The sequence below is a fragment of the Deltaproteobacteria bacterium genome (genome assembly GCA_020848905.1).
Classification (GTDB): Bacteria; Myxococcota_A; Polyangia.
Genome location: JADLHG010000038.1, coordinates 67,348 through 93,329 on the forward strand (window position 1 = coordinate 67,348; position 25,982 = coordinate 93,329).

At 70.4% G+C, this 25,982-nt stretch carries 19 protein-coding genes; 7 read left to right on the forward strand and 12 right to left on the reverse strand.

Going from position 1 to position 25,982, the window contains the following annotated elements:
• Positions 1-36: 36 nt before the first annotated feature.
• Together IT371_16030 and IT371_16035 are read right to left on the reverse strand one after the other, a co-directional pair.
• Entirely contained in the window at positions 37-966 is a 930-nt protein-coding gene (locus tag IT371_16030; GenBank protein MCC6749171.1) for a hypothetical protein, read from the reverse strand.
• Positions 963-3,473, reverse strand: coding sequence for a tetratricopeptide repeat protein (locus tag IT371_16035; GenBank protein ID MCC6749172.1), 2,511 nt, complete (start codon positions 3,471-3,473; stop codon positions 963-965). Before IT371_16035 ends, IT371_16030 begins: the two co-directional genes overlap by 4 nt.
• A 105-nt stretch (positions 3,474-3,578) precedes the next feature.
• On the opposite strand from IT371_16035, the gene IT371_16040 reads away from it, so the two are divergent.
• The 4 genes from IT371_16040 (at position 3,579) to IT371_16055 (ending at position 6,992) form a co-directional block, all read left to right on the forward strand.
• Positions 3,579-3,920, forward strand: a complete 342-nt coding sequence (locus IT371_16040; GenBank protein MCC6749173.1) for a YhbY family RNA-binding protein — start codon at positions 3,579-3,581, stop codon at positions 3,918-3,920.
• A 10-nt stretch (positions 3,921-3,930) separates the two neighbouring features.
• Positions 3,931-4,599, forward strand: a complete 669-nt coding sequence (locus IT371_16045) for a hypothetical protein (GenBank protein ID MCC6749174.1) — start codon at positions 3,931-3,933, stop codon at positions 4,597-4,599.
• 21 nt (positions 4,600-4,620) lie between these two features.
• Positions 4,621-5,877 carry a UDP-N-acetylglucosamine 1-carboxyvinyltransferase gene (gene murA / locus IT371_16050; GenBank protein ID MCC6749175.1) on the forward strand — a complete coding sequence of 419 codons (1,257 nt, stop codon included), beginning with the start codon at positions 4,621-4,623 and terminating at the stop codon, positions 5,875-5,877.
• Between the two features lie 140 nt (positions 5,878-6,017).
• Complete coding sequence (locus tag IT371_16055; GenBank protein ID MCC6749176.1) at positions 6,018-6,992, forward strand: M23 family metallopeptidase; 975 nt, start codon at positions 6,018-6,020, stop codon at positions 6,990-6,992.
• Here the strand turns inward: IT371_16055 and IT371_16060 are convergent.
• The 3 genes from IT371_16060 to IT371_16070 all read right to left on the reverse strand — a co-directional run bounded on the left by IT371_16060 (position 6,989) and on the right by IT371_16070 (position 10,459).
• Entirely contained in the window at positions 6,989-8,665 is a 1,677-nt protein-coding gene (locus IT371_16060) for a TldD/PmbA family protein (GenBank protein MCC6749177.1), read from the reverse strand. The two genes, IT371_16055 and IT371_16060, sit on opposite strands and share 4 nt — an antisense overlap.
• Positions 8,666-8,766: 101 nt before the next feature.
• Complete coding sequence (locus tag IT371_16065; GenBank protein ID MCC6749178.1) at positions 8,767-9,114, reverse strand: PilZ domain-containing protein; 348 nt, start codon at positions 9,112-9,114, stop codon at positions 8,767-8,769.
• 61 nt (positions 9,115-9,175) lie between these two features.
• Positions 9,176-10,459, reverse strand: a complete 1,284-nt coding sequence (locus IT371_16070; protein MCC6749179.1) for an adenosine deaminase family protein — start codon at positions 10,457-10,459, stop codon at positions 9,176-9,178.
• Positions 10,460-10,527: 68 nt separating this feature from the next.
• Here IT371_16070 and IT371_16075 point away from each other — a divergent pair, with 68 nt between their 5' ends.
• Together IT371_16075 and IT371_16080 are read left to right on the forward strand one after the other, a co-directional pair.
• On the forward strand, positions 10,528-11,433 hold the full coding sequence (locus IT371_16075) for a hypothetical protein (GenBank protein MCC6749180.1): 906 nt from the start codon (positions 10,528-10,530) through the stop codon (positions 11,431-11,433).
• Positions 11,408-12,295, forward strand: a complete 888-nt coding sequence (locus tag IT371_16080; GenBank protein ID MCC6749181.1) for a hypothetical protein — start codon at positions 11,408-11,410, stop codon at positions 12,293-12,295. Before IT371_16075 ends, IT371_16080 begins: the two co-directional genes overlap by 26 nt.
• Before the next feature lie 12 nt (positions 12,296-12,307).
• Here the strand turns inward: IT371_16080 and IT371_16085 are convergent, their stop codons facing one another.
• Entirely contained in the window at positions 12,308-13,549 is a 1,242-nt protein-coding gene (locus IT371_16085; protein MCC6749182.1) for a hypothetical protein, read from the reverse strand.
• A gap of 108 nt (positions 13,550-13,657) precedes the next feature.
• On the opposite strand from IT371_16085, the gene IT371_16090 reads away from it, so the two are divergent.
• Positions 13,658-15,445 (forward strand): sigma-70 family RNA polymerase sigma factor, encoded by a 1,788-nt coding sequence (locus tag IT371_16090; GenBank protein MCC6749183.1) that lies wholly within the window; start codon positions 13,658-13,660, stop codon positions 15,443-15,445.
• A gap of 3 nt (positions 15,446-15,448) precedes the next feature.
• On the opposite strand, the gene IT371_16095 is transcribed toward IT371_16090, so the two are convergent.
• The 6 genes from IT371_16095 to IT371_16120 form a co-directional block, all read right to left on the reverse strand.
• Positions 15,449-17,506, reverse strand: coding sequence for a protein kinase (locus tag IT371_16095; protein ID MCC6749184.1), 2,058 nt, complete (start codon positions 17,504-17,506; stop codon positions 15,449-15,451).
• A gap of 18 nt (positions 17,507-17,524) precedes the next feature.
• Positions 17,525-19,363, reverse strand: a complete 1,839-nt coding sequence (locus IT371_16100) for a phenylalanine--tRNA ligase subunit beta (GenBank protein ID MCC6749185.1) — start codon at positions 19,361-19,363, stop codon at positions 17,525-17,527.
• Positions 19,354-20,868 carry a phenylalanine--tRNA ligase subunit alpha gene (locus tag IT371_16105; protein ID MCC6749186.1) on the reverse strand — a complete coding sequence of 505 codons (1,515 nt, stop codon included), beginning with the start codon at positions 20,866-20,868 and terminating at the stop codon, positions 19,354-19,356. Before IT371_16105 ends, IT371_16100 begins: the two co-directional genes overlap by 10 nt.
• Positions 20,869-20,964: 96 nt before the next feature.
• Positions 20,965-21,753 carry an SIMPL domain-containing protein gene (locus tag IT371_16110; GenBank protein MCC6749187.1) on the reverse strand — a complete coding sequence of 263 codons (789 nt, stop codon included), beginning with the start codon at positions 21,751-21,753 and terminating at the stop codon, positions 20,965-20,967.
• A gap of 294 nt (positions 21,754-22,047) precedes the next feature.
• Positions 22,048-24,003: an arginine--tRNA ligase gene (argS, locus tag IT371_16115; GenBank protein ID MCC6749188.1), complete on the reverse strand. Its 1,956-nt coding sequence runs from the start codon at positions 24,001-24,003 to the stop codon at positions 22,048-22,050.
• Between the two features lie 82 nt (positions 24,004-24,085).
• Positions 24,086-25,747 (reverse strand): alpha/beta fold hydrolase, encoded by a 1,662-nt coding sequence (locus IT371_16120; protein MCC6749189.1) that lies wholly within the window; start codon positions 25,745-25,747, stop codon positions 24,086-24,088.
• Between the last annotated feature and the right edge of the window lie 235 nt (positions 25,748-25,982).

The window sequence follows — 25,982 nt, forward strand, 5'->3', positions numbered from 1 at the left end:
CCGCGGACGTAGCGCGGCGGTGCTGCTCGCCGGGCTCTACTCGACCTGGTCCGGCTTCAGGTAGGGCTTGCGAAAGAGGCCGAGCGCCGAGGGGAGCTTCACGTCGGCCTGGTAGTCTGCGAGCACCCGACGCGCCGCCAGCCGGAAGGGCTTCGGCGCCACGGGCGACGGCTTGCGGCGAGGGCGCCCGGTCATGAGCTGCGCCCGCACCGACCCCACACCTCCCTCTTTGATCCGCATCCAGCCGCTGTAGCCGATGAAGTTGCCGGGCCAGGTGAGCAGGGCCTGGAGCACCTGCGCCTGGATCGGCGCCGCGACCTTCGCCACGTTCACCATCACGGGCAGGGGAACGGGCTTCGAGGAGAAGATGGCCGCAAAACCCTCGGCCGACCCCCCTTCGGGCAAGACGGTGCCTTGCGCCTTGCCGAGCTTGAGCGCCTGGATCGCCGACGCCGTGTCGGGGACCTTCAGCCACTCGAAGTACGACGGCGCCACCTCGCCGTCGAGGAGCACGTTGGTCACGAACTCCTTGTCGAAACGACCCACGCGCGCAAGCACGACGGACTTACCGGCGAGCTCGTTCACGCTCTTGATCGGCGCCTTGGCCAGGATCTGCCAGGCACCGGTGGTCGCGCCGCGCCGCGAGAGCGAGGCAAAGGCCACCCACCCCTTGGCCTGCTCGGAGAGCGTCTGCGCCCCCACCACGGCGAAGTGCACCGCCTTCTTGGCCGCCGCGGCGTACAGATCCTTGTCGCTCGCAAAGCTCCGGCCGCTGAAGGAGCGACCGGTCGTCTCCGCTAGATGCGCGGCCAGCTTCTCCACCGCCTCGATGCGCTCGGCGCGACCGACGCCCGCCAGCGTGGGCAGGTACATGCCGACCACCAGCTTCTTCTGCGCGCGAGCCGTGGAGGCGGCCATGGCTCCGACGACGACGACGATTGCCGTGACTGCGATGCGCCGGGTCATCGACCACCTCCGAACCCGAAGATGCGTTCCTTGGTCTGCACCCACTGCCGTACGGCCGGCAAGCCGCGCCCGCCCGCAGCCCGCAGGTAGGCCACGTAGGCCAGGTAGGCCGCCTTCTTGTCCTTCTGCACCTCGTCGTAGAAGATGCCGAGGTTGAGCCGCGCTTCGGGCACCTGCGCCGCCAGCCGCTCGAAGGCCTTCATCGCCGGCCCCGTCTCCTTCATCTGGAACTGGAGACAGGCCTGGAAGAGCTCGTCGGCGGGATTCGGCTTGCCGAGGGTCGTGCGCAGCTTCGTGGCCAGCGCATCCGCACCGCGGTAGTTGGCCGCCGCATAGAGCTTGTGCGCCTGCTGCCGCAGAGCCGCGGTGTAGAGGCCCGAGACGTCCTCGTTGGTCTTGCGCTGGCGGTAGATCGGCTCCAGCACCTTGATCGCCAGGTCGAACGTCCCCGCGCGGTAGTCGAGGTAGGCGCGCAGCAGCTTCACCCCCATGGGGTTCGCGTACGCGCCTGCCATCACCCGCTCCGGCGCTGGCTTCTTGCTCCCCGTGAAGCCGGTGAAGGCGCGCACCGAGAGCTCGCGCTGCCCTTCCTCGGCGGCCGCCAGCGCGGTGAGGAGCCGGCCGCGCTGCACGTCCTCCGGGCCGAGGAGCGCCTTGGAGGCCTCCGCGTCGACGAGGTCCTTGAGCGCGTTCTTGGCCCGCCCCGCCTCCCACTCGAGGTTGGCCCGGCGCACGAGCGCCTGCCCGAGCAGCGCCTTGCCCGTCTCGCCCTGGGCCTCCTTCCCCGGGAGGCGCCGCAAGCGCACGACCGCGCGGTCGGCCTGCTTGGCGAGGAGCTCCGCCGCCGCGGTCGCGAGCTCCACCGCCCCCGCGTCGTCGGCCGACAGCCTCGCTGTCCCCACGCGCGCGAGGACCTTGAGCGCCGCCGCGCCCTTGCCGAGCGCGACCAGCACGCGCCCCTCGAGCAGGCCCGTCTTCCAGTCGCCGCGCTCGTTCGCGGGGATCCCCGCCAGCACCTTCTGCGCCCGCGCGGCGTCACCTTGCTCGAGGGCCACGGCGGCCATCGCACCCCGCACCTCGGCCGGCATGACGTTGTGATCGAGCAGCTTCTCCAGCTCGGCGTAGGCGTCCGCGAGCTTGCGCGCGCGACTCAGCTGGTGCGCACGCGCGAGCCCCACCATCACGAGACCGATACGCGCCTCGCGCGCCTGCGCGTCGAGCTTCACCGCCTTGCGATAGGCTTCGACGGCCTGCTCCTGCTGCCCCAGGTAGTAGTGATCGTGACCGAGCTCGGTCAAAAACTCGGCGTTCGTCGGGTGCTGCTCCGTCAGACCGGCGTGGAGCTCGCGCGCCTTCTTCGGATTTCCTCCGCGCCGCTGGAGCCGCCCGAGGAGCGCCGTCTGCCGGGGATCTCCCGGCGAGAGGCGGGCGGCCTGCTGCTGCATGTGCAGCGCCTGGCGGATGTTCCCCTGCGAGAGATAGGTCCGGGCGAGCGCCTCGTAGGTCGGCGCCGACCGCGCGTCGAGCTGCAGCGCGTACTGGAGCTGCGCCAGGGCCTGGCCATAGTTCCGCATCTCGCGGTAGCACTCGCCCGCACCGAAATAGCCTTGCGCGTCCTTCGGCGCGCGACCGATATAGTCGCGATAGCGCAATAGCGCCTCGTTGAAGCGTCGCAGCACGCGCAGGGTGCGCGCCACGCGCAGGGCCACCTGCTTCCCTTCGACCGAATCGGCCGAGAGACCGGTCTGCGCGCGCCGGAGCACCTCGAGCGCCTCCGCCGCCTTGCCGGACATCACGAGCCCGTCGCTGAGCCCCATCTGCGCCGGCAGGTAGGCCGCCGTCCCCTGCGGCACCTTGCGAAACTCCTCGAGCGCGTCACCGAGCTTGCGCAGCCGGAGCAGCGCGGTGCCGAGCTTCACCCGCTCGCCGTGGCTGTCCTCCTCCTCGTCCAGGATCGCCGTCAGCGCCGCCGCCGCCTTGGCCCAATCCCCCACCTTCTCGTAGTGCGTCGCAAGGACCCGCTGCACGGCCAGATTCTTGGGCTGGGCGCGGACCACCTCCTCGAGCATCGCCACCCCCTCCTTCGCGTAGCCCGCCGCCGTCAGGTGGATGCCGAGCTGCTCCTTCAACGCCGCGCTGGCGGGAAAGCGAGAGACGGCTCCTTTGAGCATCGCCGCGGCCGCCGCGTGCATCCCGAGCACGCCGTACACGCGGCTCAGTCGCAGGTAGGACGGCAGGTAGTCGCGCGCGAGCACCGTGGCCTGCTGGTAGGCCGCCACGGCCTGGCGATAAGCCTTCTGCGCGTCGTCACGCTTGCCCGCTTCGGCCAGGCGATCGCCCTCGCGCTCTTGCTGCTCGCCTTTGGCGAAGACCGCCACGTGCTTGCCCGTCCCTTCGTGGCGCTCCTGCGCGACGAGGGAGTGATCGGGCCAGCTCGCAAGGGTGACGACAACCAGGAGGGTGGACGCGCGGCGGGGTGCCGCCCACGGAAACCGGGCTCTTTTCATCGTTTTTCTTGTCGGCGGTTGTGCGAGCAAGGTACCACGCGTCGACGGAGCGGTCAAACCGACGGCGGGCTTTACTTCCCCGGCGATTTGGTCTGGGATGGGCCCATGAGCGAGCTCCCGCCGAAGCTTCATCCCCCGACTCCGCTGCGGGGCTTCCAGCGCCGCTTCCTGCGCGCCCAGGCGCACGCGCTCCGACCGGTCGTGCAGGTGGGCCGCGCGGGGATCACCGACGGCGTCGTCGAAGCGGCCGGCCAAGCGCTGCTCGATCACGAACTGATCAAGGTTCGCCTCGACGAGCCCGAGGAGAAGAAGGAGATGGCCACCGACCTCGCGTCGCGCACCGGATCGCATCTTTGCGGCCTGGTGGGGCACACGGTGATCCTCTACCGCGCGCACCCCGAGAAGCCGAAGCTGGCGGTACCCACCCGCAGCCGGCCGAAGAAGTAGCGTACCGAACATGGATCCACGGCAAAGCCCCCCGTCCAACCCCTACGCGCCACCGGCCGCCTCGGACACGGCCTGGGAGCCCGCGCCGCATAGCCCCGACACCCCGCCGCTGCCGACCGGCGCACCGAAAGTGTTCGGCGTCCTCTCCATCGTCTTCGGCTCGATCGTGCTCCTCGGCGGTCTCTTCGGCGCGTGCGGGGGCCTCGCCGGCCAGAGCATGACGCGCATGGGCCGCATGGGCTCGTCGCTGCGTGGACGGGAAGCCGAGGCGGTGCGCGCGATGATGGACCAGATCGGCTCCATCTACACCGTGATCGGCGCCCAGAGCCTGGTCTTCTCCGCCATGTCGGGGCTGCTGCTGGCGATCGGCATCGGCCAGCTGCGCTACCGACGGTGGGCCTGCCGCTGGTCGGTCTACTGGGGCTACGCCGCCCTCGCCGTGCTCGCAGGGGTCATCGTGCTCTCGCTCACCGTCGTGGGCCCGGCCTACGCGCGCATGATCGAGACGCTCGCCAAACATTCGCCGTCGGGAGCCATCCCGGCCGGCTTCTCGAGCGGCATGGCCAGCATCTTCGGCGGCACCTCGGCCATCTTGATGATCGTCTTCTACGCCCCCTATCCGATCCTGATGCTGCTCTTCTTCAACCGCGACCGTATTCGCGCGGCGATGAATCAGTAGCGCGCGAGGAGCCCTCGACCTATGGACGCACTCGTAGTGCGAGGCGGGAACCGCCTCACCGGCGAAGTTCAGATCAGCGGGGCCAAGAACGCCGCGCTGCCCCTCATCGCCTCGGCCATCCTGACGGGCGGTCGCAACACCTTCAAGAACGTCCCGGCGCTGAACGACGTTCAGACGATGGCCAAGGTCCTCGAGGGAATGGGGGCCGAGGTCTCCGGGCGGCGCACGCTCAAGGTGGCGACCTCCTCGATCGACACGCTCGAGGCGCCGTACGAGCTGGTCCGCACCATGCGAGCCTCGGTGCTGGTCCTCGGGCCCACGGTGGCGCGGTACGGCCGCGCGCGCGTCTCTCTGCCCGGCGGGTGCGCCATCGGGGCGCGTCCCATCGACCAGCACCTGAAGGGCCTCGCCGCCATGGGGGCCCACATCGACCTGCGCGAGGGCTACGTCGAGGCGCGGGCGCGCAAGCTCCACGGCGCGGAGATCGTGTGCGACATCGTCACCGTCACCGGCACGATGAACCTGATGATGGCGGCCTGCCTCGCCAAGGGGCGCACGGTGATCGAGAACGCCGCGCGCGAGCCCGAGGTGGAAGAGCTCGCCCGCGTGCTGAACAAGATGGGGGGCCGCGTCTGGGGGGCCGGTACGCCGGTCGTGACCATCGAGGGCGTGGACGAGCTCCATCCGATCGAGCACGCCATCATCGCGGACCGCATCGAGGCCGGCACCTTCATGGTCGCGGCGGCGGTCACCGCCGGGGACGTGCTGCTCAAGGGCTGCCTCCCCGAGCACCTGGAGGCCGTGATCGCAAAGCTCCGGCAGGCGGGGGTCCACGTCGAGGCGGCGCAGGACGGAGTCCGCGTGCGCGGGGCGGCCCACTTCGAGCCCGTCGAGATCACCACGCAGCCGCACCCCGGCTTTCCAACGGACATGCAGGCCCAGTTCATGGTGCTCGCTGCGCTGGCCGAGGGGCAGAGCGTGATCACCGAGACGATCTTCGAGAACCGCTTCATGCACGTGCCCGAGCTCTGCCGCATGAACGCGGACGTGCACGTCGTCGGACGCACGGCCATGGTGCGCGGGCCGACGCGCTTTCACGGCTGCACGGTGATGGCCTCCGACCTGCGCGCCTCGGCCGCCCTGGTGCTCGCGGGCCTCGTGGCCAAGACGGGGGTGACCACGGTGCGGCGGATCTATCACCTCGACCGGGGCTACGAGCGTCTGGAGCTGAAGCTGCGGAAGCTCGGGGCCGACGTCCGCCGGGTTAAGGAAAAATAGGCAACACCCCAAACCCCAAGGGTCTTCATTGGTTCGACCGCGCGCCGGTCGCCTCATGTGCGATTCCGCACTACACCCCTTGTCATTTCGCTCACTCACGCTAAGAAGTGGGGCGAATCTCCATCTCTAGGGAGGATCCCGTGTTTGCGCGATGCGTTATTTTTGTGGGCCTCCTCGTGGGCTCCGGGGCGTCGGCCTGGGCTCTCACTGCCCCCAAACCGGGCGGCGTGGCACGCCCCTTCGGCCTGATCCTGCAAGCGCCCTTTCCCTGCGGTACCAAGTTCATGGTGACCACCAACTATGGCCTGAGCACGCGGCTCAACGACCCGGGCTACGCCAACGACTACTACGCGCTCAACTTCGTGCGCGACGAGGTGGGGGGCGGGTTCGGCAAGCCGGTCGTGGCCGTCGCGGCGGGGACGGTGCGCTACGCCGACTGGGCCAAGAATGGCTGGAAGGGCTACGGCTACCTGGTGATCGTCGAGCACGACTTCAAAGACGGACACAGCTACTCCTCCGCCTACGGGCTCCTGAACTCGATTGCCGTGAAGACCGGGCAGAAGCTGACGGCCGGACAGACCCTCGGCACTCTCGGCAAGAGCGGCGAGGAGAAGCTCGATTTCTACAAGAACCCGTCGCTGCACTTCGCCATGTACCGGGACTCGCAGGTCGGCAGCGGGGGTCCGTACGGCGGAGCGTCGATGGTGCCCGAGCCGCTCGGCGGGGCGCAGGATCTGGCGGAGAACGTCAAGGCCGTGGCCTCTTGCGCGACGCTGCCCGATGGGGGCGTGAAGCTCGACGGCACGGTGACCGAGGCCGGGATGCCACCCAAGGACGGAGGCGTGGGCGAGGCGCTTCCGGCGCGCGACCAGGGCCCCGTGGGCGACGGCGGGGGTTCCGGCGACGGCCGGTCGACCGACGCCTCGGCGACAGAGGGGGGCGGACCGGCGCGCCAGGACGGAGCAGCCCCCCCGCCCCTCGCGAACGGCGAGGCGCCGGCCTCGTGCGCCGCGCTGCCCGGGGCCACCGCGGGACGCGGACTCGAACTCCTCGCCGCGCTCGGGCTCGTGGCGCTCTGCGCCCGCCTTGCAGGGGGTCGCCGCCGACGGCGCTAGGAACGCCGACGACGCGCTCGCCCTCGGAGCGCGGCCTTCTTCTCAAAGGGCATCGGCAAGACGTACTGCACGAACTTCCGCTGGTCCCCCGCCTGAAGCTCCAGGTTCGACATCAGGATCGCCGGCGAGGTGGTGCTGACGGGGACGACCCCCGACTCCGCCCCGCAATAGGCGTTGTCGCAGCGCGGGGAATCTCCGGCCGCCACCACGTTGCGCAAGGCCGAGAGCGGCGTGCCGACGAAGTTCACGTTCCGCACCAGGTTCTCGCGACCGTCGGCCCAGACCTGCACGGCCAGCGTCACCTGTCCCATGAAGGCCTGGAAGTCGTACGAGTCGGTCGCCGTCTCGCCCCCTTCGGCCTCGAGGATCATGATCCCGAAGGGGAGCTTCTGCCGGCGGAGCTCCTCGAGGAAGAGGCGCCGCAGCTCGGCGTGGCTCACTCCCTTCTCCGCCTCCACGATGAGGTGCGCCATGCGGGCGATCGGCCGCTCGTGATACTCGTTTCGCGCGTGCCCGTTCGGGGGCAGCTTGGCCTTCGTCACCGGCGATCTGCCCGAGAGGAACCCCACGAGCTTGCCGCGCTCGACGAGGCGCGCGGGCTGTGCGGGCGTCCCCTCGTCGTCGTACCGATAGCAGCCCACGGCGTTCACGCCGCAGGAGCGCCGCATCGTGGGATCGTCGGTGACGCTCAGGAAGGGGGGCAGGATCTGCTTGCCCAGGTCCCGCGAGAAGGTCTGCCCCTCGCGGGTAGAGAGCAGGCGCGTCCCCTCGAGACGGTGGCCGAGCACCTCGTGGAACAGGATGCCCGCGGGCCCCGGCGCGAGGAGCACGGGGCCGGCGTACGACTTGAGCGTGGGCGCCTGGCTGAGCAGGCGAAGGACGTCGATCTTCTGCTCGATCTCGCGCACGAAGGCGTGGAGGTCGGGGAGGTCGTCCACCGTCGGGGAGACGTGCACCACGCGCGTGGCCACCGCCTCCCCCTTCTTCGTCAGCAGCCACAGGTCGCAGGCCAGCTCGCACACGCGCGACTGATCCACCACCTGGGAGCCCTCGGAGCTGACGAAGATGCGCGTCGCGTCGCGCACCCGCACCTCGACCCACGAGTTCTTCACCTCGGGGTAACGCTTCACCACGCGCGAGCTACGCACGATGAAGTCGATCCAGGCCTCCACGTCCACGGGCTGAACGGCACGCAGGCGCACGTCCTTGCGCACCACGCCGCGGCGAAACGAGGCCAGCCCGTCGGTGGGGTCGAGATAGGTGATGTGCTCCGACTTCTTGCGCAGGTAGTGCCGCACCGCCTCGCGATACCGCGCGTCGGTGAGCTTCCAGAGGTGGTACTTGAGCGCGTCGGTGTCGTTGCCGATGGGCATCTCGACGTGCTCGGAGACCTCGCCCTCGGCGTCGTGGTCGTCGAGTCCGCCCTCGGAGATCTGGTCGAAGCGATAGGACCCCACGCGGCAGTCGCAGAAGACGTTGCGCGTGTACTGGTCCGTCACCTGATTGATGTTGCCGAGGCGCCCCCAGATGTGGAGCGAGTGGATGTCCCTGAGCAGGTAGCTCAGGTAGTAGGGGCGCGGGTAGCCCGGCACCTTGAGGTGCTTCACGTTGCGACGACACTCGGCGTCCAGCGCTTGCACGAAACGTCGCGCGGTGCGCGCGTCTAGCGGCATGCTTCGATGACTCCTGCCCCTAGAACACCGATCGGTGTTCTAGTCACTCCGTCGTGACCAGAGCTGGAAACTGGCGGATCGCGACGGGGAACGCTCGCCGGTCAGCTCGTCGACAACTCGGAAATAAGGTCCTGCAGGAAGGTCGTCCGCGCAGGATCCAGGTTGGTGAAACGCACGGCGAAATCCCCGCTGCCCTCTGCGCCGTGGCGCACGACCTCTCCTTGCACGGACATGACCCGCGCCTCGTTCTCTACCACCAGGCGCAACCGCACGCGGCTCCCGACCGCCGGCGGGGTGCTGTCCTGGGCCTTCAAGAGCAGGCCCCCGGCGCTCAGATTCTGCGCCAGGTAGAAGCGCAACCCCTCGTCCGCCACCTCGTTCTCGATCCACGCCCCGTAGGGCACACGAGCGAACTTACGACGATCGGAGGCCGTACTCTTACTGTCCATGTCCACCTATCTTATCGTCCCGCGGGGGCAGAATCCAGCCTCGGCCCCTTGGGGCCAGCCGCTATTCGGTGGGCGCTCCGCGGCGCGACCCCTCCTGAAGCTCGGGGTGCTGCCGCACGACCGCCTCGTAGTAGTCAATGATGCGACGCACGTAGCGCCGCTTCTCGAGGTAGGTGCCCGGAAAGAAGCTCCGCTTGAAGCCATAGATCAGGATGCGCTTCAGGTCCCCGGCGGTCAGGTTGAGGTGCCGCACCGCCAGCTCGATCTCGTTCGACACGTCGGTGTTCGAGACGGTGCGGTTGTCGGTGCAGAAGGTGGTCGAGAGCCGCGCCCCTCGCATGCCGACCCACGGATGGTCGGCGATCTCCCGGAACTTGGGGTTGGTCTGCATGTTCGAGGTCAAGCAGATCTCGACGGTGATGCGCCGGTCGGCGATGTACTGCGCCAGCTCCTCGACGTAGCGCTGTTTGTCCTCGATCCCCGGGTCGCTGATCATGGTCGTGTCCATCAGGAACGTACCGTGACCGATGCGATCGGCGTGCAGGTCGGTGATGGCCTGGAAGATGCTCTCGGGACCGTAGGCCTCGCCCGCGTGGACCGTCTTCATGAGGAAGTTCTTGTGCGCGAACTGGTAGGCCTCCCCGTGATCGTCGGCGGGAAAGCCGGCCTCGGCCCCCGCCAGATCGAACCCCGTGATGGGGATGCCGTGCTCCCGACGGATGCGCACCGCGGCCTGGGCGAGCTCGAACGAAGCCAGCGCAAACACACGCTTCGGCTGCGAAAAGCGGTGCACGCGCAGCATGTTGTCGTAGTAGTCGGAGAGGCCGCGACTGAAGTAGCGCAGCGCGCAGACCACGAGGGAGTACTCGAAGGGAGGCTCGCGCCCCTCCACCACCTCCGGGCGCTGGTTGAAGTCGGTCTTCGCCCGCAAGAGCCCGCGGTTCACGGACTTCAGCACGTTCTCCATGGAGAGGTGCAGGTGGACGTGGAGCTGCGGCGCGAACCGCACCTCCACGTAGCGCACCCCCTCGCGCTGGTTGTCGGCGGCGAGCTCGTAGGCCGCACGCTCGAGCGCCACCTCGCTCTGCAGCACCGCCACGGTGTACTTGAAGCCCTGCAGGTACTCGACGAGGCTGTTGTACTCGTTCTTGAAGACGAGCTCCCGCAGGCCGGCGGTCGTGTAGGACGGCAGGTCCACCCGGTACTCTCTCGCCAGCTCGATGAGCGTTTCGAGCCGCACCGAGCCGTCGAGGTGCACGTGCAGGTCCGTCTTCGGCAGCTTCTCGATGATCTCGCGGCTGATCACGCCAACCCTCCCTGCGCGTCGACGAAATATGCGGGCCATCCTAGCAGATGCCCATCGCGACGCTACAATTACGGTAGGCGCGTTACGCGCCCCAGGAGGGATTCCGGGTGAGCTGTCGGCACCGAGGGGAACGAGCCTTCCTTCGCCGTCGCAGATGGCGGCGCGCAGACCCGACCGAGAGCGTCCCGCTCTGCACGATCGCTCGCGCGGCACAGCGGTGGCCGGTGCTCGGCTTCCTCGACGGACCGTATCGCCACGTGCGCCTGCGCACCGGGGCCGATGGCTCCGAAGGCCCGGCGGTGGTGACGGGGCGCGTCACGGGCCAGGGGGCGCGCGCCGAGCGAGGGCTCTTCTTCATCGGCGGCTCGGTGGGGGTGCGACGCGAATCGGCGGTGGTGCTCTTCGAGCGCGAGAACATCGAGGGCCAGGAGGTCTACGCCGTGGGGGTGCTCGAGCGGCGCCCGGACTCGCGCGGGGACTTCTCCTCGTACCGGCATCCTCCCGCTCTGTCGCTCCTCGGAGACGACGCCTGGGTCATGGACCGCGCGAGCTGGACCTTCTACCGCGCCGGGGCCGTCGGGCGCACGGGGTACCGCCTGCTGGGAGGCCTTCTGGCCCTGGGCGCTGCCCTGCGCGAGCTCTTCAGCGATGGCCGCCGCGCCGCCGCTACCACGGGGGTCTCGCTCCTGGCGGTCACGATGGTCCTCGCCATGGGCATCTCCCTCTGGGCCACCCCGCCGCTCCTCCACGGAGCCCGCCCGGCGGTGCTCGCGGGCGGGGTCGAACCCGGCGACGATGGTGGCTCAACCTACGGATTGCACGAGATTTTCAGGTCCTACCCCCACTACCGATCCCCTGCCGCGACCGCGGCGCCGCTGCTCTGGCCTCCGCTCTGGCCGGCCGGCGTGAAAAAGGCGGATCTCCCCGAGGAGATCGTGCTATGGTCCGCGCCGCTTGAGGATCCCGAGGCGTTAGGATCTGAGCCACATGTCCGAGTCGTCCCGGCCCCCTAGCCCACCTCCCCTGCCGAAACAGGTCGTCGCGGACGCCAGTCAACCGGCCGCGGTCGCCGAGAGCACCGAGCGCTGGGTGGGCGGCAAGGGAGAGCGCGAGCTCCTGTCGGACCTCAAGGTGTACCTGGCCCGCCTGCGCGACGATCCCCACAGCCTTCAAGACCGGTTGCGCGTCGCGGCGATCCAGCTTCGGCTGGGCCGCGTGGACGAGTCGCTGATCCACTACGAAGGCGTGCTGAAGGGGTACGCGGCGTCGGGCCAGATCCCGAGCGCCATCGCCCTCTGCCAGCGCATCCTCCAGCTCTACCCGAATCTGGACCGGCTGCAGCGTATCCTGGCCGCGCTCTACGCCCGCGCGCCGCACGGGGCGACGCCCCTCGCCACCGCCGCCACCCCCATCGCCGGCGGCGAAGAGCGCTCCTTCGTCGTGGACTCCGAGGACGCGCCGACCCGGGAGCGCGTGGTGGTGGACCGCGTCTTCCCCACGCCGCGGCCTCGGCTCGAGACGCCGCCCGCCGCACCCAAGGCCGCGGTGGCTCCTCGCGGCCGGCCGCCTACCTCCCCGACCCGCGTCCCGCCCCCCATTCCGCCGATGCCCCCGCCGCACCCGGAGCTGCGCCAGCGTCCCGCGACCGCGCCGCAGATTGCACGTCCCCCGACCGCGCCGCAGAGCGCGCGTCCCCCGACCGCGCCGCACTTCGCACGTCCCGCGACGGGGCCCGAGGTGCGACGTCCCCTCACGGGGCCCGAGATTCCGCTGCTGCTCACCCGCCCGAAGGAACCGTCCCGCATGACGCCGCGGCCCGTCCCCGCCTCGGACGAGGTGGTGGTGCTCCTGACCAAGCCCAAGCGGAAAGAGTAATCCCGGCGAAGGTCAGCGCACCCGGAAGCGCTGCACCGGGGCGGTGATCTCGATGAGCGCACCGTCGTTCGAGATCAGCGCGAGGGGCGCGTTGCAGGTCACGACCTGACGCCCGACGGAGATGTTCAAGAGCACCACCTCGGGACCTCCCCCGCGAAGCTGCTTCACCACCGAGCGCGGTCGATCTCCGACGATGCGGTAGTGATGCTCCTCGTCGGTGACGAACTCCGAAACCTCCTCGACCGGGCGCGCGTTGAACCCCAGCTCGCGCGCCGCCGTCTGGAGGTAGTGGCAGAGCGTGAGGATCTCGGCCTCTTGCTTGCCTTCGGCCTCCCCGTCGACGAAGGCCTGGCGCAGGCGGGCGAAGCGGCCGAACCCCTCGCCGTACTCCTGCTTGAGCACGCGCTCGGCGGCGCTCGAGTTGGGACGCCGGGCCAGCCGGAAGGGAGAGCCGGCAGCCACCTCCCCCGCCAGTCCCACGCTCGACCGCCCCGCGAGCGAGGTGAAGGTGCGCGCCAGCCGCTCGAAGGTGCGCACCTGCGCGTGCCAGGGAACCGCGCGCTTCGGCACGCACAGCACCCGCACGGGCGAGGTGGTCAGCTCCACCGAGTGGACGCGGTGGCCGACCTTCACGTCGCGGTCCAGCAGCAGCACCCCCTCGGGGGGATGCGCGTTGCCGTAGATGTTCTGGTAGAGGTACCGTCGTCCCCCCTTGGCGTCGGGCTCGGAGATCTGGATCAGCGACCCGCTGAGCGTGAGCATCAGCGCCCCTTGCCGCGCCGTGCGGGAGAGGCGGCGTCGCTCCTTGAAGCCCTCCTGCTCGGCCACGGCCTGGAAGGCGCCGTACTGGGAAAGGTACTCCTCGGCCTTGATGTCCAGCACCTCGTAAAACGAAGGCTCCTCGGGGACGCCCAAGATCGCGGCGAGGTGCGTCCGCACCGTCGGGTCGAGCTGATTGAAGTGAAAGAGCGGATCTATCGGCGAGCGCCCCACCGGGACGCCGAGGCTCGCCAGGCACCCGTCGAGCGCGACGCGGTGGCGCTGCAAGATCTCGAGCAGGTGTTGACGGCGGTCGGAGGCCAGCTCGCGGCTGCTCAGGGCGTACACCACCGCATCCAGGTTCTCGCGATAGTGCTGCACTTGGCGCAGGAGCTCGTCGGTCCGCTCCGAGCTTCCGAGCTGCCGCCGGAGCGACTCGATCTGCAACGGCTGGCGCAAGACCCAGCCCGCTTTTGAGGAGTGGTCGGACGCCATCACGCGCGCATTGAACTCCAGATATGATCGCCCAAAGACCGGTGGTTTTCAACCGCCAGATGTTCGACAATGGAAGGCACGAAGCCAGGTTACGGCTCCCGCCCCAGCATGTCGGCCCATCGCGCGAAAAAGCTCGACGATCTCTTCCGCCGTGGGCGCCGCAAGGGCTACGTGACGCTCGACGAGATCATCTACGCCTCGCCCGTCACGCAGAGCACGGAACAGATGGACGAGCTCCTCACCGAGCTCGCCGACGGCGGCATCGACGTCGTCGGGCTCGAGCGCGAGGAGCAGGAGGAGAGCGCCGTCGAAGGGCCCCCGAGCCCGGCCGGCGAGCCGACCACCGATCCGGTGGCGATCTACATGCGCCAGCTCAAGTCGGTTCCGCTGCTGAGCAAGCGCGCGGAGGTGGACGCGGCGAAGCGCCTCGAGGCCGCGCGGCTCGAGGTGCTCCGCCAGGCGCTCGGCACCGGCGTCGCCGTGGACGAGCTGCTGCGCCTCGGGCAGAGCCTCAAGGCCGGGCGCCTCGACGTCTTCGACGGCAGCGAGGAGGAGGAGCTCGACGCCCCTCCCGGCGAGGAGAGCACCGACGCGACCCGCGCGCGCGAGCGCTTCGTCGAGCTGGTCGAGCGGCTCGCCGCCCTCGACCGCGAGAGCCGTCAGCTATCGGAGCGGCTCTCGTCCAAGCAGGTGCGCGCCGATCAGGAGCGCAGCGAGCTGCGCGACCGCGCCTCCGCGAATCAGCAGGAGATGCTCGACGTCCTCTGCAAGATCGACTTCCGCGAGACCTACGTGAGCCGCGTGGTGGGCCGCATCAAGGAGCTCGCCGATCGCCTCGAGGACGCGGAGGACGAGATCCGCCAGCTCGAGACCCGCGCGCAGCTCGGCGCAGACGACCTCCGGCGCCTCGCGAAGGCCCGCAAGCGCACCTCGAGCTCGCCTGGGTTGTCGGCGATCACCACCGCCGACCTGCAGGTCCCGGCCGACGACGAAGCGCACGCGCCAGAGCACGCCATGAGCGACGAGGAGCTCGCGGAGCACGTGCGGCTGCTCAAGAACGCGGAGCGGCGCATCCGGACGCTCGAGCGCAAGGCGAACACCAGCGCCACGCAGCTCGCGAAGGCCCGACGCGCCATCGAGGGGGCCGAGCTCCGCGCGCAGCGCGCCAAGGACGAGCTGGTGCTCGCCAACCAGCGACTCGTCGTACACATCGCCGCGCGGTACGTGAATCGGGGATTGCCGTTCCTCGAGCTCGTGCAGGAGGGGAACCTCGGCCTGATGCGCGCCGTGGAGAAGTTCGACTATCGGCGCGGCTACAAGTTCTCGACCTACGGGACCTGGTGGATCCGGCACGCCATCTCGCGCGCCATCGCCAACCAGACGCGCACCATCCGCCTTCCCGTCCACATCCGCGAGGCGATCCGCAAGCTCGTACGCGAGAGTCGCCGTCACGTCCTCGAGGTGGGGCGCGAACCGACGGCCGACGAGCTGGCGCTGCGGCTCAAGACGCCGGTGGAGCGCGTCGTGGAGATCATGGAGGCCTCGCGCAAGACGCTGCGCTGGGAACTCCCCGTCGGCGAGGACGGCGAGACCGAGCTCGGGGCGCTGATCGCCGACAAGGCGGTCCCGTCGCCCTTCGAAGAGGTGAGCAACAAGGGGCAGTGGGAACAGATCGCGAAGGCCATGACGACGCTGCGCGATCGCGAGCGCGAGGTGCTCGAGCGACGCTTCGGCCTCGAGCGGCGCTCCGCCCAGACGCTCGAGGAGGTGGGCCGCGACCTCGGGATCACGCGCGAACGCGTGCGTCAGATCCAGGCCCGGGCGGTGCGCAAGCTGCAGATCGCCGTGCGCGGCGCGGGCGGTAGCCGTCGGCTGGTCCTCGACGACCTCTCGTGAAGGCTATTCGACGTCGAAACAGAGCTCGAGGGGGCCGAGCATGAGCTTGTCGCCGGGCGTGAGCTGGACCGCGCCGTCGATGGGACGGCCGTTCACCGCGAGCGGCCGGTAGCCCGGGGCGAGCTCCACCCAGTAGCCGTCGGCGCGCCGCACCACGGTCCCGCCCACCGCCTCCACCTGCGCCTCGCCGATCGAGACGGTGTGTCCGAGCGGCAGGCTGCGCTCCACGGCGAGCACCATCCGCTCGGCGCCGAACTGCAGCGTCACCACCCCCTCCGCGGCCAGCCGCTGCGTCTCGGCGGAGGGCGTCGCGACCATCGGCGGACGCGCCACCTTCGACGACGCGAGCGCGGCGGGCGGCGGGATGGGTGGCATCGGGGCAGCGCCGCTCCGGGCGGCGGGCGGCTGCGGCACGGGGCCGGTGACGGCCGGGTTCGCGCGTTCGGGGCGGTCGGAGCGCTCCGAACGATCCAGGCGCTCCGGGCGGTCGGTCCGCTCCGAACGGTCCAGACGCTCCGGGCGGTCCGTGCGCTCCGAGCGATCCAGGCGTTCCGGGCGGTCCGTGCGCTCCGAACGGTCCAGGCGCTCCGGGGCGAACGGAGGGACCGGCGGCGCCCCTGGCTCCGGCCCGGAGAGCCGCCCTCCGTGCGCCTGACGTTCGAAGCGCATCTCGAAAGGCCCGATGCGGATCACGTCGCCCGGGCTGAGACTCCGCTGCCCCTCGATGCGATCCCCGTTCAGAAAGGTGCCGTTCGAGCTCTGCAGGTCTTCGAGCAGGTAGCGCCCGTCTTCGTGGACCACCCGCGCGTGCCGCCGCGAGACCCGGCCGTCGGCGAGACGCAGGTCGCCGCCGCGACCGATCACGAACTCGGCCCCCAGGTTGAACGGGATCGGGTCGCCCACCTCGGGGATGAGGAGCAGCTGCGCCGGACCGAGCGCGCGACCGCCCCGACCCTCCTCCGCCGCGCCACCCCTGCGCCGCCCGAGGGCCGACGACGACTCGGCCAGCTCCTCGGGGGAATAGACCACGCTGTGGCGGTGCACCGCGAAGTCCTCGCGCTGCATCACGCCCGCCCGCGCCGGAGCCTCTCCCCGCGCCTCCTCCTCTTCCGCCTGGTTGTCGAGCACCGTCTCGACCAGCTGGCCGAGCTGCGGCGCGGAGAAGTCCGGGGCCGTGCGGCGCAGGTACTCGGAGATCGCCGCGCCGAACTCGCGCCCGCTCTGGTAGCGCTCGGCCGGGTTGGGCCGGATGGCCTTCATCACGAGCGCGTCGAGGTCGGGGGAGATCCCGGGCCGCAGCACCGACGGCGGCTTCACGTCTACCTTGCGCACGAGCTCGAGCAGCTTGACGGGGTTCTTCTCGTGGTAGACCGAACCGCCGGTGAGCGCCTCGTAGAGCACGATCCCCGCGCTGAAGACGTCCGTGCGCTGGTCGACGGGATCGCCCCACGACTGCTCGGGGGACATGTAGACCAGCTTGCCCTTGATCACCCCCGCCCGCGTCTTGCTCGAGACGTTCGCCGCCTTCGCGATGCCGAAGTCCACGATCTTCACCTCGCCGTGGCGCGAGAGCAGGATGTTCTGCGGGCTGATGTCCCGGTGGATGATGCGCAGCGGGGTCCCTTCGTCGTCGGTCTTGTTGTGCGCGTAGTCCAGGCCGGCCATCGTCTCGCGCACCACGTAGAGCGCCGCGGCGATGGGCATCTCCTGGTTCAGCTCCGAGACGGCCTTCAGGATCCTGAAGCAGTCGGCGCCGTCTACGTACTCCATCGAGATGAAGTACGTGTCCTCGATCCGACCGAGGTCGAAGGTCTGCGCGATGTTCGCGTGGGTGAGCTTCACCGCGAGCTTCGCCTCGTCGACCAGCATCTGGACGAAGCGCCGGTCGTCGGCGTAGTCGGGGTGAATGACCTTGAGCGCCAGGTGCTTCTCGAAGCCGGCCATCCCCTGCGTGCGCGCGAGGTAGATCTCCGCCATCCCCCCGACGGCGATGAGCTTCACGAGGTGATACGGCCCGAACTCGCTGCCGAGGGGAAGGGTCGGCTTGGGTAGCTTGGCCATCTGGCCGTGATTGTAGCCCTACGGGGCGACCAGCGCCAAGTCCAGCTCGAAGACCGCCGTGGGCTGGGCGAGCTTGAAGCGCTCGAGGACCTCCGGGTGCAGCTCGCCCATCTTCCCGACGACGAGCGCGCGCTCGCCGCGACGGGCGACCACGGCGGCACCGCGGCCGCCGATGAAGCAGGGGCTCGCGTCGGGGCGCGCCTCGAGTTCCCAGCCGAACTCACGCAGCAGCGCCTCGCACGCGGAACGGATCTCGGCGTAGTCGACCCGGGGGCCGATCGCGCCGGCCGCGACCTTGCACCACTCGCGCGCGCCCGTCTCGGCCTCCGCGTCGAGGAGCGTCACGTTCCCCACCTCGAAGATGCGCTGGGGGAGCACGTGATCGGTGTTGATGGAGAAGGTGTCGAGGAGCCCGGCGAGCAAGGTGGTGCGAACGATGGTCTGCTCGACGCTGATCGGGTTCTCGATCAGCACGGCGCGCTCCTCGCGCGGCAGCCGAAGCGCGTCGTACTGCTGCTCCTCCGAGGAGAGGATGAGCGTCAGCACCTCGTGGTAGCCGAGCCCCGTGAGGGAGCGGCGCGCGCACTCCGCCTGGCGCTGCACGGGGAGGTCCGCACCGACGGTGAGGGTCGGCACGAGCGTGGGCACGATGTTGTGGTACCCGTAGGCGATCGCCAGATCCTCGGCCAGGTCCACCGGGTGCATGATGTCGTTGCGGTAGGCGGGGACGAGCACCTTGCACCCGCCGTCGCCGCTGGGCTTCACCTCGTGCCCCATGCGGCGGAGGAGCCGCGCCCCCTCCGCGTCGGAGAGCGAGACGCCCACGCGCCTCGCGGCGGCCTGCACGTCGAAGGTGACCTCCTGCGGCGCGAGGTCCGGCGTGGCGGCCTCACGGTCGGGGTAGACGATGGTCACCGCCTCGAGCGTCGCGTCGCGGTCCAGCTCGGCCAGGCTCGTGACGAGCATGTTCAAGGTCTTGGCCACGATGCGCTCCTCGGTCCCGGTCACGTCGAGGAAGAAGTCGCGGCTCGTGCGGGTCAGACGGGTCTGCTCGCTGTTGATGATCGGCGGGAGGCTGAGCACCTGGCCCTGCTCATCCTCGAGCAGCGGATAGCGCGAGAAGCCCGCCAGCAGCCGGGCGTAAGCCACGCCCTTGGGGTGGCGTTCGAGGATCTCCTGCGGGGTGAGGCGCGCCGACGCGTCGGCCGGGTCGTAGCCGAGGGGCGTGAAGGTGAGCTCCTCGGGAGCCACGCTCCGGTAGCGGAAGGCCGTGCCGTGCAGCGTCGCCAGATCGTAGACGCCGATCGAGGCCCGCTTGCGGTCGCGGCCGAGCGCCCAGTGCAGGTTCTCCTGGAGCTTCATGATCACCTTGATCAGCTCGTCGGAGAGGGTAAAGCCGCGGACCACGGCGCACCCGATCGCGGGGCGGAAGCTCTCCGCGTGGGCGAGGCTCGGATCGACCCAGACGCGCAGCCGCGCCGGCCCGACGGCGTAGCGCACGGGCTCGGGGTCCTCGGCCAGATAGGCCCGGAGCACGCGCGCGAGGCCCCCCGGCTCGAACATGTCGGGGCGCACGGCGAGGAGCTCCATGCGGATCACGTCGCTCTCGCCGAGCGCCGAGAGGAGCGCCGGGGTGGCCTTGAAGTCGGCGGCGCAGCGGTCGCAGAGCACCGGCGGATTCTCGGTCTCGGTGATCTCCGTGATGTTGTCGCAGCGCCCGCAGTGGAAGCGCCGCACCGTCGCGTACCCCTCGACGTCGCACCCGAGGTGCTGCAGGTGCGTCACGAGCGCGTCGCGGGAGAGCTCCCGGCCGAGCCGCGCCATGAGCAGGTGAACCGGAATGCCGACTACCGCCATAGCGGGGTCTCCTTGAGCCAGGCCAGGCGCGAGCGGTAGAGCTCGCCGATCGCCCCGAGCTGGTACCGAAACATGGCCAGCCGCTCGAGCCCGAGTCCCCAGGCCAGGACCGGCGCCGTGCACCCGAGGGGCTGCGTCACCTCGGGCCGGAAGACGCCGGCCCCGCCCATCTCCACCCAGTCGCCGCGACGCTCCGACCAGACGAAGACCTCCACGCTCGGCTCGGTGTAGGGGAAGAAGCCCGGCCGGAACTGGAAGCGGTCGAAGCCCATCTTGCGGTAGAAGGCCTGGAGCGTGCCGAGCAGGCTCGCGAAAGAGGCGTGGTCGTCGATGATCACGCCGTCCACCTGGTGGAAGACGGGCAGGTGCTTGTAGTCCACCGTCTCGCGGCGGAAGACCGGCCCCACGCAGAAGACCTTGCGCGGCGCCTGGGGGTCCGCCGCCAGCGCGCGAATCGTCGAGGCCGTGGTGTGGGTGCGCAGCACGGGCCGTCCGGCGAGCTCCTCGTTCCAGGGGTAGCGCCAGCCGACCGAGCCGGTATCGCCGCCCGTCTCGTGCGTGCGCGCCACCCGCTCGACGAGCGCGCGTTCGGGGAGCCGGGCCCGCGCCGGGCGGGCGATGTAGAAGGTGTCCTGCATCTCGCGCGCGGGATGGTCCTGCGGCTGGAAGAGCGCGTCGAAGTCCCAGAAGCTCGACTCGACGTAGGGGCTGACGATCTCGCTGAAGCCGAGCTCGAGGAAGACGCGACGGGTCTGCTGGAAGATCGAGACCAGCGGGTGCTCGCGACCGGGGTGGACCGGGTCCGCGGCCAGGGTCACGTCGTAGGGGCGCAGCTCGACCTCGCGCCACTCCCCCGTGCGGAGGAGCTCGGCCGAGAGCTGCGTGACCTGCTTGCGCGGCTTGAGCCCGCCCGCGACGAGCGCGCGCCCCTTCTCGGTGAGCGCCACGAGGCGGGTGGTGCGCTCCCGCTCCTCGACGAAGCCCGTCCGGCCGGCGAGCTGCGCGCGGGCGAGAGGGAGGTCGAGCCCTTCGGCGGCGAGCTGCGCCTCGGGTGCTGCTCCCTTCACGAGACGCTCGAGCAGCCGCTCGTCCGCGGCCGGCGTGGCCAGCGCGGCCCGCCCCGCGGGAAGGAGCGTCACGGTCCGCCCCTCCTGAGCCACCCACTCCTTGGCCTTGAGGAACCTGAGCGCCTTGCCGGTCTCGGGGACCTTCTGGCTGAGCGTCGGCAGCTCGAGGCTACCGCCCGCCTCGGAGAGGGCCTGGATCACCGCGCGGTCGGGAAACGGTTGCCCGACGAGCTCCTTGCCCTTCGGGCCGAGGCGCAGCTCGAGCTCGGTCCGCTCCTCGATGGCGAGCTCGCCCGCCGCGGCGCGCGTCAGACAGAGCGCGGTGACCGGCGCCTGGTCGAGGCCCAGCTCTTCGGCGAGCGCGACGACGGCTACCGGCTCCGTCCGCGCGGCGAGCGCGAGCAACACGCGAACGTCGAGTTCAGGAAGGCTCTGCATGGCCGGGGAGCCTAGTGCACGGCCCCGGGGCGCGCAAGGGAAGGCGGTGCAGGGGAAGGCAGCGCCGCAGCGGGAGGGCGGCGCCGCGAGGCAACGCTACTGACCGATGAAGAACTTCACCACGCGCGAGGCCTGGATCGGCTGCGCGTCGATGTCGATCCGGGGTCCGTTCGGAGCCGCGGCCGGAGCGTCCATCGCCGCCTCCAGGCCGAAGGCCCGCGCGCCGCGGTAACCGCCGCCGCCGTTGTCCTCCTCGAGACCGATGTCGGCCACGCCGAGGAGCTTCGCCCCCACGGCCCCCGCCTCGAGGGTCGCCTGCTTCTTCGCCGCGGCCACGGCCTTCACGGCCGCGCGGCGCTCCGCCCCCTGGCGCTTGCGCTCGGTGACCTCCGTGAACTGCTGCACGTAGTCGCCGCCGAGCTGCTCCGTGGCGTACGCGAAGACCTGGCCGAGCAGGGTGTTGTCACGCGCCTGGCTCGGGAGCTTGATCCGCACCGACTGGTTGGCCTCGTAGCCGCTGATGACCCACTTGCCCTCGGCGTTCTGCTGCCAGGACTCGTGCACCGAGGGAGCCTGCCGCCGCACCTGGGTCGCCTTGAGCTGCGGGAAGACGCGGAAGAGTTGCGTGTAGAAGGCCTCGACGGCCTGGGTGTTCCCCTGCTGCGCCGCGCCGGTCGTCGCCCCCTTGTGGCTGAAGTTGATGTGGACGATCCCGTCGGGACGAACCTTGACGAGCCCTTGCCCGCGCACGGTGATCGTTCCCGCAGGCAGGACCTGGCCTTGCCCCTGCCCCTTGCCGACGGTCTGGCGGTCGCCCTTGGCGGCGAGCGCGGGCGTACCGGCGAGCAGCAGCGCGAGCACAGGGATAGTGCGACGGATAAACATGGCGTCCTCCTCCTCACGAAAGTTGGGATGTGGTGGTCTACGCGACGTCGGGGCGACGGCCGTTTGCACGGCGGCCTTCGCCCGGCACGGGCGACGTCACGCGGAGAACAAGTAGCAACGGGTGTGCCGGGACCGCGTCGCGCGAAAGCGACGAAATTGCGAAGCGCTACCGCGGCGTGGCTGGCAAGGCGATCCGCGCTGGCCGGTCGCGAAGCCAAACACCTGTGGGCAGCGCCCCTCGGCGGGCCGCGACGCGACCCCGGGCCCACGACCGTCGGAGGACGGTCGACGGGGCTACATCTCTTCGAGCGCCTCGATGCCGAGGAGACCGAGGCCCGTGCGCAGGGTGTGGCTCACCGCCGCGGCCAGCATCAGGCGCCCTTCGCGCAGCTCGGCGTCCTCGCAGGTCACGATGGGATGGTTCGTCTTGTCGGTGAAGATGAAGGCGAAGCCCTTGCACAGCTCGAAGAGGTACTCGGCGACGCGCGAGGGGTCGTAGGTCTGGGCAGCGCGGGCCACGACCTCGGGAAAGGCGTAGAGGAGCCGCACCACGGCCAGCTCCTGGTCCGACCCCACCCGCGCCGCGGCCTCCGCCCGGTAGACCGGCTCGCCGCCGGCCTTGCGCATGAGCGAGCGCGTGCGGGCGTAGTTGAAGAGGCAGTAGGGTCCCGTCTGGCCGAGGAAGTCGATGCTCTCCTTCGGGTCGTACTCGAACGACTTGCGCGGGCTGAACTTGAGGAGGAAGTACTTCAGCGCCGCGAGGCCGATCTGCTCGGCGCGATGCTCGAGCTCCGCGTCGGAGAGGTCCGCCACGTGGGCCTTCCCCTCCTCGGCCTTGGCCAGCGTCTCCTGCCGCGCCAGCGCGTGGACCTCGTCCATCAGGTCGTCCGCGTCCACCACCGTCCCCTCGCGGCTCTTCATCCGCCCCTCGGGGAGGCGGATCATCCCGTACGAGAGGTGATGGCAACGCTCGGTCATCCCCGGCCGCAACAGGCCGAGCACCTTGAAGAGCACCTCGAAGTGGTAGTTCTGCTCGTCGCCTACCACGTAAATCAGCCGATCCAGGTGGCGGCTGTCGAACCGCTCGAGCGCGGTGCCCAGGTCCTGCGTCATGTAGACGCTCGTCCCGTCGCCGCGCAGGAGCACCTTCTCCCCTTGCAGCCCCACCTGGGCCAGGTCGCAGACCACGGCCCCGTCGGGGCGTCGCGCGAGCACCCCCTTCGCGAGCCCCTCGTGCACCAGCTCCTTGCCGAGCTTGTAGGTCTGGCTCTCGTACTGCGTCTCCTCGAAGGCCACGCCCATGCGCCGGTAGGTGGCCTCGAAGCCCGAGAGCACCCAGGCGTTCATCTTCTCCCAGAGGGCCGTGACCTCGCCGTCCCCCTGCTCCCAGCGCACGAGCATCTGCCGCACCTCCGCCCCGAGCGGCGAGAGCGCGTTGAAGTACTCGTCCTTGAAACCGTCGAAGTAGGCCTTCTCCGGGTCGGGAGCCGACGGGTCCTTGGCCTTCGCCTTGGTCGCCACGAGCCCGTCCGGGCTCTCGAGCCACGCGGCCACCTTGCTGCGCGCGAGGTCGCTCTGCTGCCAGGCGGCGTACTCCTCGGCGAAGCGCTTCTCGAACGCGACGTAGGAGTCCCCCACGAAGTGGTCCCCCTTCACGCCCGCACGCTCCGGGTCGGCGCCCCCGCCCCACTTCTGGTAGGCGAGCATCGACTTGCAGATGTGCACGCCTCGGTCGTTGACCAGGTTGATGCGCGTGACGGCGTGCCCGACGTGCCGCAGGAGCGCCGCCACCGACGCGCCGAGCAGGTTGTTGCGCAGGTGACCAAGGTGAAGCGGCTTGTTCGTGTTCGGGGAGGAGTACTCCACCATCACCTGCTGCGGCGGCCGCGCCTGCCCCGCGCCGTAGCGCGCCTGCTCGGACAAGACCTCCCGCAGCACGACCTGCACCAGCGCCTCCCGTCGCAGCCGCAGGTTCACGTACGCGCCCGCGGTGCCGACCTCGGCCACCAGCGCGTCGGGGGCGATGAGCGCAGCCAGCTCCTTCGCGATGAGGGGCGGCGCCTTGCGCAGCGACTTGGCCAGCGCGAAGCACGGGAAACCGAAGTCTCCCAGCTCCGGCTGCGGCGGGGGGGCGAGCTCGACGGGGGCCTCGGCTCCTAGCTGCCGCAACGCCTCGGCCACGCGGGCCTTGAGGTGCGTGAGAATGCCATCGACGGTCAGGGTTGCTGGATCCAGCGCGGGGGCGTTCATGGGGGAGCAGACTACCGCCAGCGCCTCGCCGAGTCGAGGCGACGGCTCGCGCAATGACGACGGCGCGCGCCCAACCCCGGCCTCACCAGGTGGGGGGCTTCAGCCGCTTCAGGCAGGTGGTGTCCACGGCCGCGAGGTTCCCATCGGCGGCGAGGAAGTCCGAGGCGATCTGCGCGGCGCACGGCACCATCAGGGTGGAGTGGCCAGCGTAGGGCACGACCAGGTGCGTGCCCGCCGAGAGCGTCTTCAAGGTGTGGTCCCCCAGGTGCGGCGGGGTTCGCAGGTCCGCGTCGCCGCTCAGGAGCAGCGTCTTCACCGACGACGTCACCGCGGCGCGATCCGCGCCCGGCAGCGGCGCCACGTTCCAGGCCGAGCAGGCCTCGCCGAAACCGATCATGTACTCGGCCGTGCTGCCGCTCCAGAGCTGCTCCGCGGCGAGCGTGCGCAGGGCCGCCGGTCCGCCGCTCGCGTTCGGCCACCACTCGGCGCAGACCACGGTGGCGTGCATCCCCGGGGCCACGTACGAGGCGCCGAGCCCGCGGCGCCGAAGCGGGCGCATGGTCGGGAGGGGGCCCGGCCCGCGCGGCGAGCTCTTCGGCGGGTCGGTCACCGTCACGCCGAAGGCCTCGCCGATGAGCGCGTTCCACAAGCCGTGCTGGCCGCCTGCCGCCGCATGGATGGCCCGCGGCACCCGGTAGCGCAGCCGCGGGTCGTCGAGCAGGCCGGTGAGCAGGTCCACGAAGGTGGCCTCGTCCTCGAGCATGGTCTTACCGTTGACCAGCATCGGGCGCGGCGCGAGCTTGAGGGCCGCGCGACGTGCGGCGAGGTCGGCGCCGAGGTCGGGCGCGACGCTCTTGCAGTCCGTGCTCTTGCCGCACTCCTCCACGAGGCGAGTCACGGCCCAGTCCCCCGCCTTGACCACCTCGGCGAAGAAGTCCCAGTCGGGGGGCGCCACGCCGTCGAGCACCGCGGCGATCACGACCGATCCGTGGCGGCGCAGCACCTCGAGCCCGAGGCGCGTGCCGTACGACCCGCCGCGCAGGTGGATCTTCGCGTAGCCCAGGCGGCGGCGCACGAAGTCCACGTCGTCGGCCGCGTCGCGCGTGAGGTAGTACCCGAGCGGCTTCTTCGCGTGCTCGCCGGCGCAGACGATCCACTCGGCCTTCGTGTCCGGGTACCCGGCGCTGCAGTCCAGATACCCCGAGCCCCCGGTTCCTCGCTGGTCCACGTAGACGAGGTCGAAGGTCTCGAGGGCCTGCGGCATGGCGTACGGGATGGTCCCGCTCTGGGTCACGGCCGCACCGCCGGGACCGCCCGCGAGGTTGAAGATCGCCTTGCCCGTCGGAAAGGAGCGCGACTTCTGCCGCGCGACGCGCAGCGTGAAGCTGCCCCGCTTCGGATCGGCGTGGTCGAGTGGAACCTCGACCGCGGCGCACTGCACCCCCGCCGTGGGCATCGGATAGCCGGTGGGCCAGCTCGTGGTGTCGCAGGCCCCCCACGCCAGGGACGGCACGGCGGCGTCGGCAAGGACCGGCCCCGCATCGTCGGAAACGCCGCGATCCGCCGGGAGCGACACGGCGTCCCGGCCGGCCTCGCCCCGCACGAGAGCGTCGGAGGCCGCACCCGCGTCGGTCGCCACCGAGGCTCGACCGGCGTTACACCCTGCCGCCAGCCACCCGAGCCCCACGACGACCGCGGGACCGAACAGAAACCGTGACCGCGACAGACCCGCTCTAGCGTGCATTTCCTGACCTCCGGAGGTGCCCCCGGCCTGGTCGTAGCAAGGCCCACACCAAGGCCTACGCGAAACAAACGGCCATCATTTTCGCGTCTTGGTGGGAGGCTGCGAACCTGGACCCGAGCGGCGGCCCCGATCGGTTAGCCGACTGACGGCTGGTCCCGCACGGAATCCGAGCGCGGCGACTCCCTAAAGCCACTCCTTCGAGCGCCGATAGGGATCTCGTGGGCAGCCGGGATAG

Excerpts from the sequence above, each read along its gene's own strand:
- IT371_16030 (MCC6749171.1), bottom strand. The coding sequence starts at position 966 with ATGACCCGGCGCATCGCAGTCACGGCAATCGTCGTCGTCGTCGGAGCC.
- IT371_16035 (MCC6749172.1), bottom strand. The coding sequence starts at position 3,473 with ATGAAAAGAGCCCGGTTTCCGTGGGCGGCACCCCGCCGCGCGTCCACC.
- IT371_16040 (MCC6749173.1), top strand. The coding sequence starts at position 3,579 with ATGAGCGAGCTCCCGCCGAAGCTTCATCCCCCGACTCCGCTGCGGGGC.
- IT371_16045 (MCC6749174.1), top strand. The coding sequence starts at position 3,931 with ATGGATCCACGGCAAAGCCCCCCGTCCAACCCCTACGCGCCACCGGCC.
- murA (MCC6749175.1), top strand. The coding sequence starts at position 4,621 with ATGGACGCACTCGTAGTGCGAGGCGGGAACCGCCTCACCGGCGAAGTT.
- IT371_16060 (MCC6749177.1), bottom strand. The coding sequence starts at position 8,665 with ATGCCGCTAGACGCGCGCACCGCGCGACGTTTCGTGCAAGCGCTGGAC.
- IT371_16065 (MCC6749178.1), bottom strand. The coding sequence starts at position 9,114 with ATGGACAGTAAGAGTACGGCCTCCGATCGTCGTAAGTTCGCTCGTGTG.
- IT371_16070 (MCC6749179.1), bottom strand. The coding sequence starts at position 10,459 with ATGGCCCGCATATTTCGTCGACGCGCAGGGAGGGTTGGCGTGATCAGC.
- IT371_16080 (MCC6749181.1), top strand. The coding sequence starts at position 11,408 with ATGTCCGAGTCGTCCCGGCCCCCTAGCCCACCTCCCCTGCCGAAACAG.
- IT371_16085 (MCC6749182.1), bottom strand. The coding sequence starts at position 13,549 with ATGGCGTCCGACCACTCCTCAAAAGCGGGCTGGGTCTTGCGCCAGCCG.
- IT371_16090 (MCC6749183.1), top strand. The coding sequence starts at position 13,658 with ATGTCGGCCCATCGCGCGAAAAAGCTCGACGATCTCTTCCGCCGTGGG.
- IT371_16095 (MCC6749184.1), bottom strand. The coding sequence starts at position 17,506 with ATGGCCAAGCTACCCAAGCCGACCCTTCCCCTCGGCAGCGAGTTCGGG.
- IT371_16100 (MCC6749185.1), bottom strand. The coding sequence starts at position 19,363 with ATGGCGGTAGTCGGCATTCCGGTTCACCTGCTCATGGCGCGGCTCGGC.
- IT371_16105 (MCC6749186.1), bottom strand. The coding sequence starts at position 20,868 with ATGCAGAGCCTTCCTGAACTCGACGTTCGCGTGTTGCTCGCGCTCGCC.
- IT371_16110 (MCC6749187.1), bottom strand. The coding sequence starts at position 21,753 with ATGTTTATCCGTCGCACTATCCCTGTGCTCGCGCTGCTGCTCGCCGGT.
- argS (MCC6749188.1), bottom strand. The coding sequence starts at position 24,003 with ATGAACGCCCCCGCGCTGGATCCAGCAACCCTGACCGTCGATGGCATT.
- IT371_16120 (MCC6749189.1), bottom strand. The coding sequence starts at position 25,747 with ATGCACGCTAGAGCGGGTCTGTCGCGGTCACGGTTTCTGTTCGGTCCC.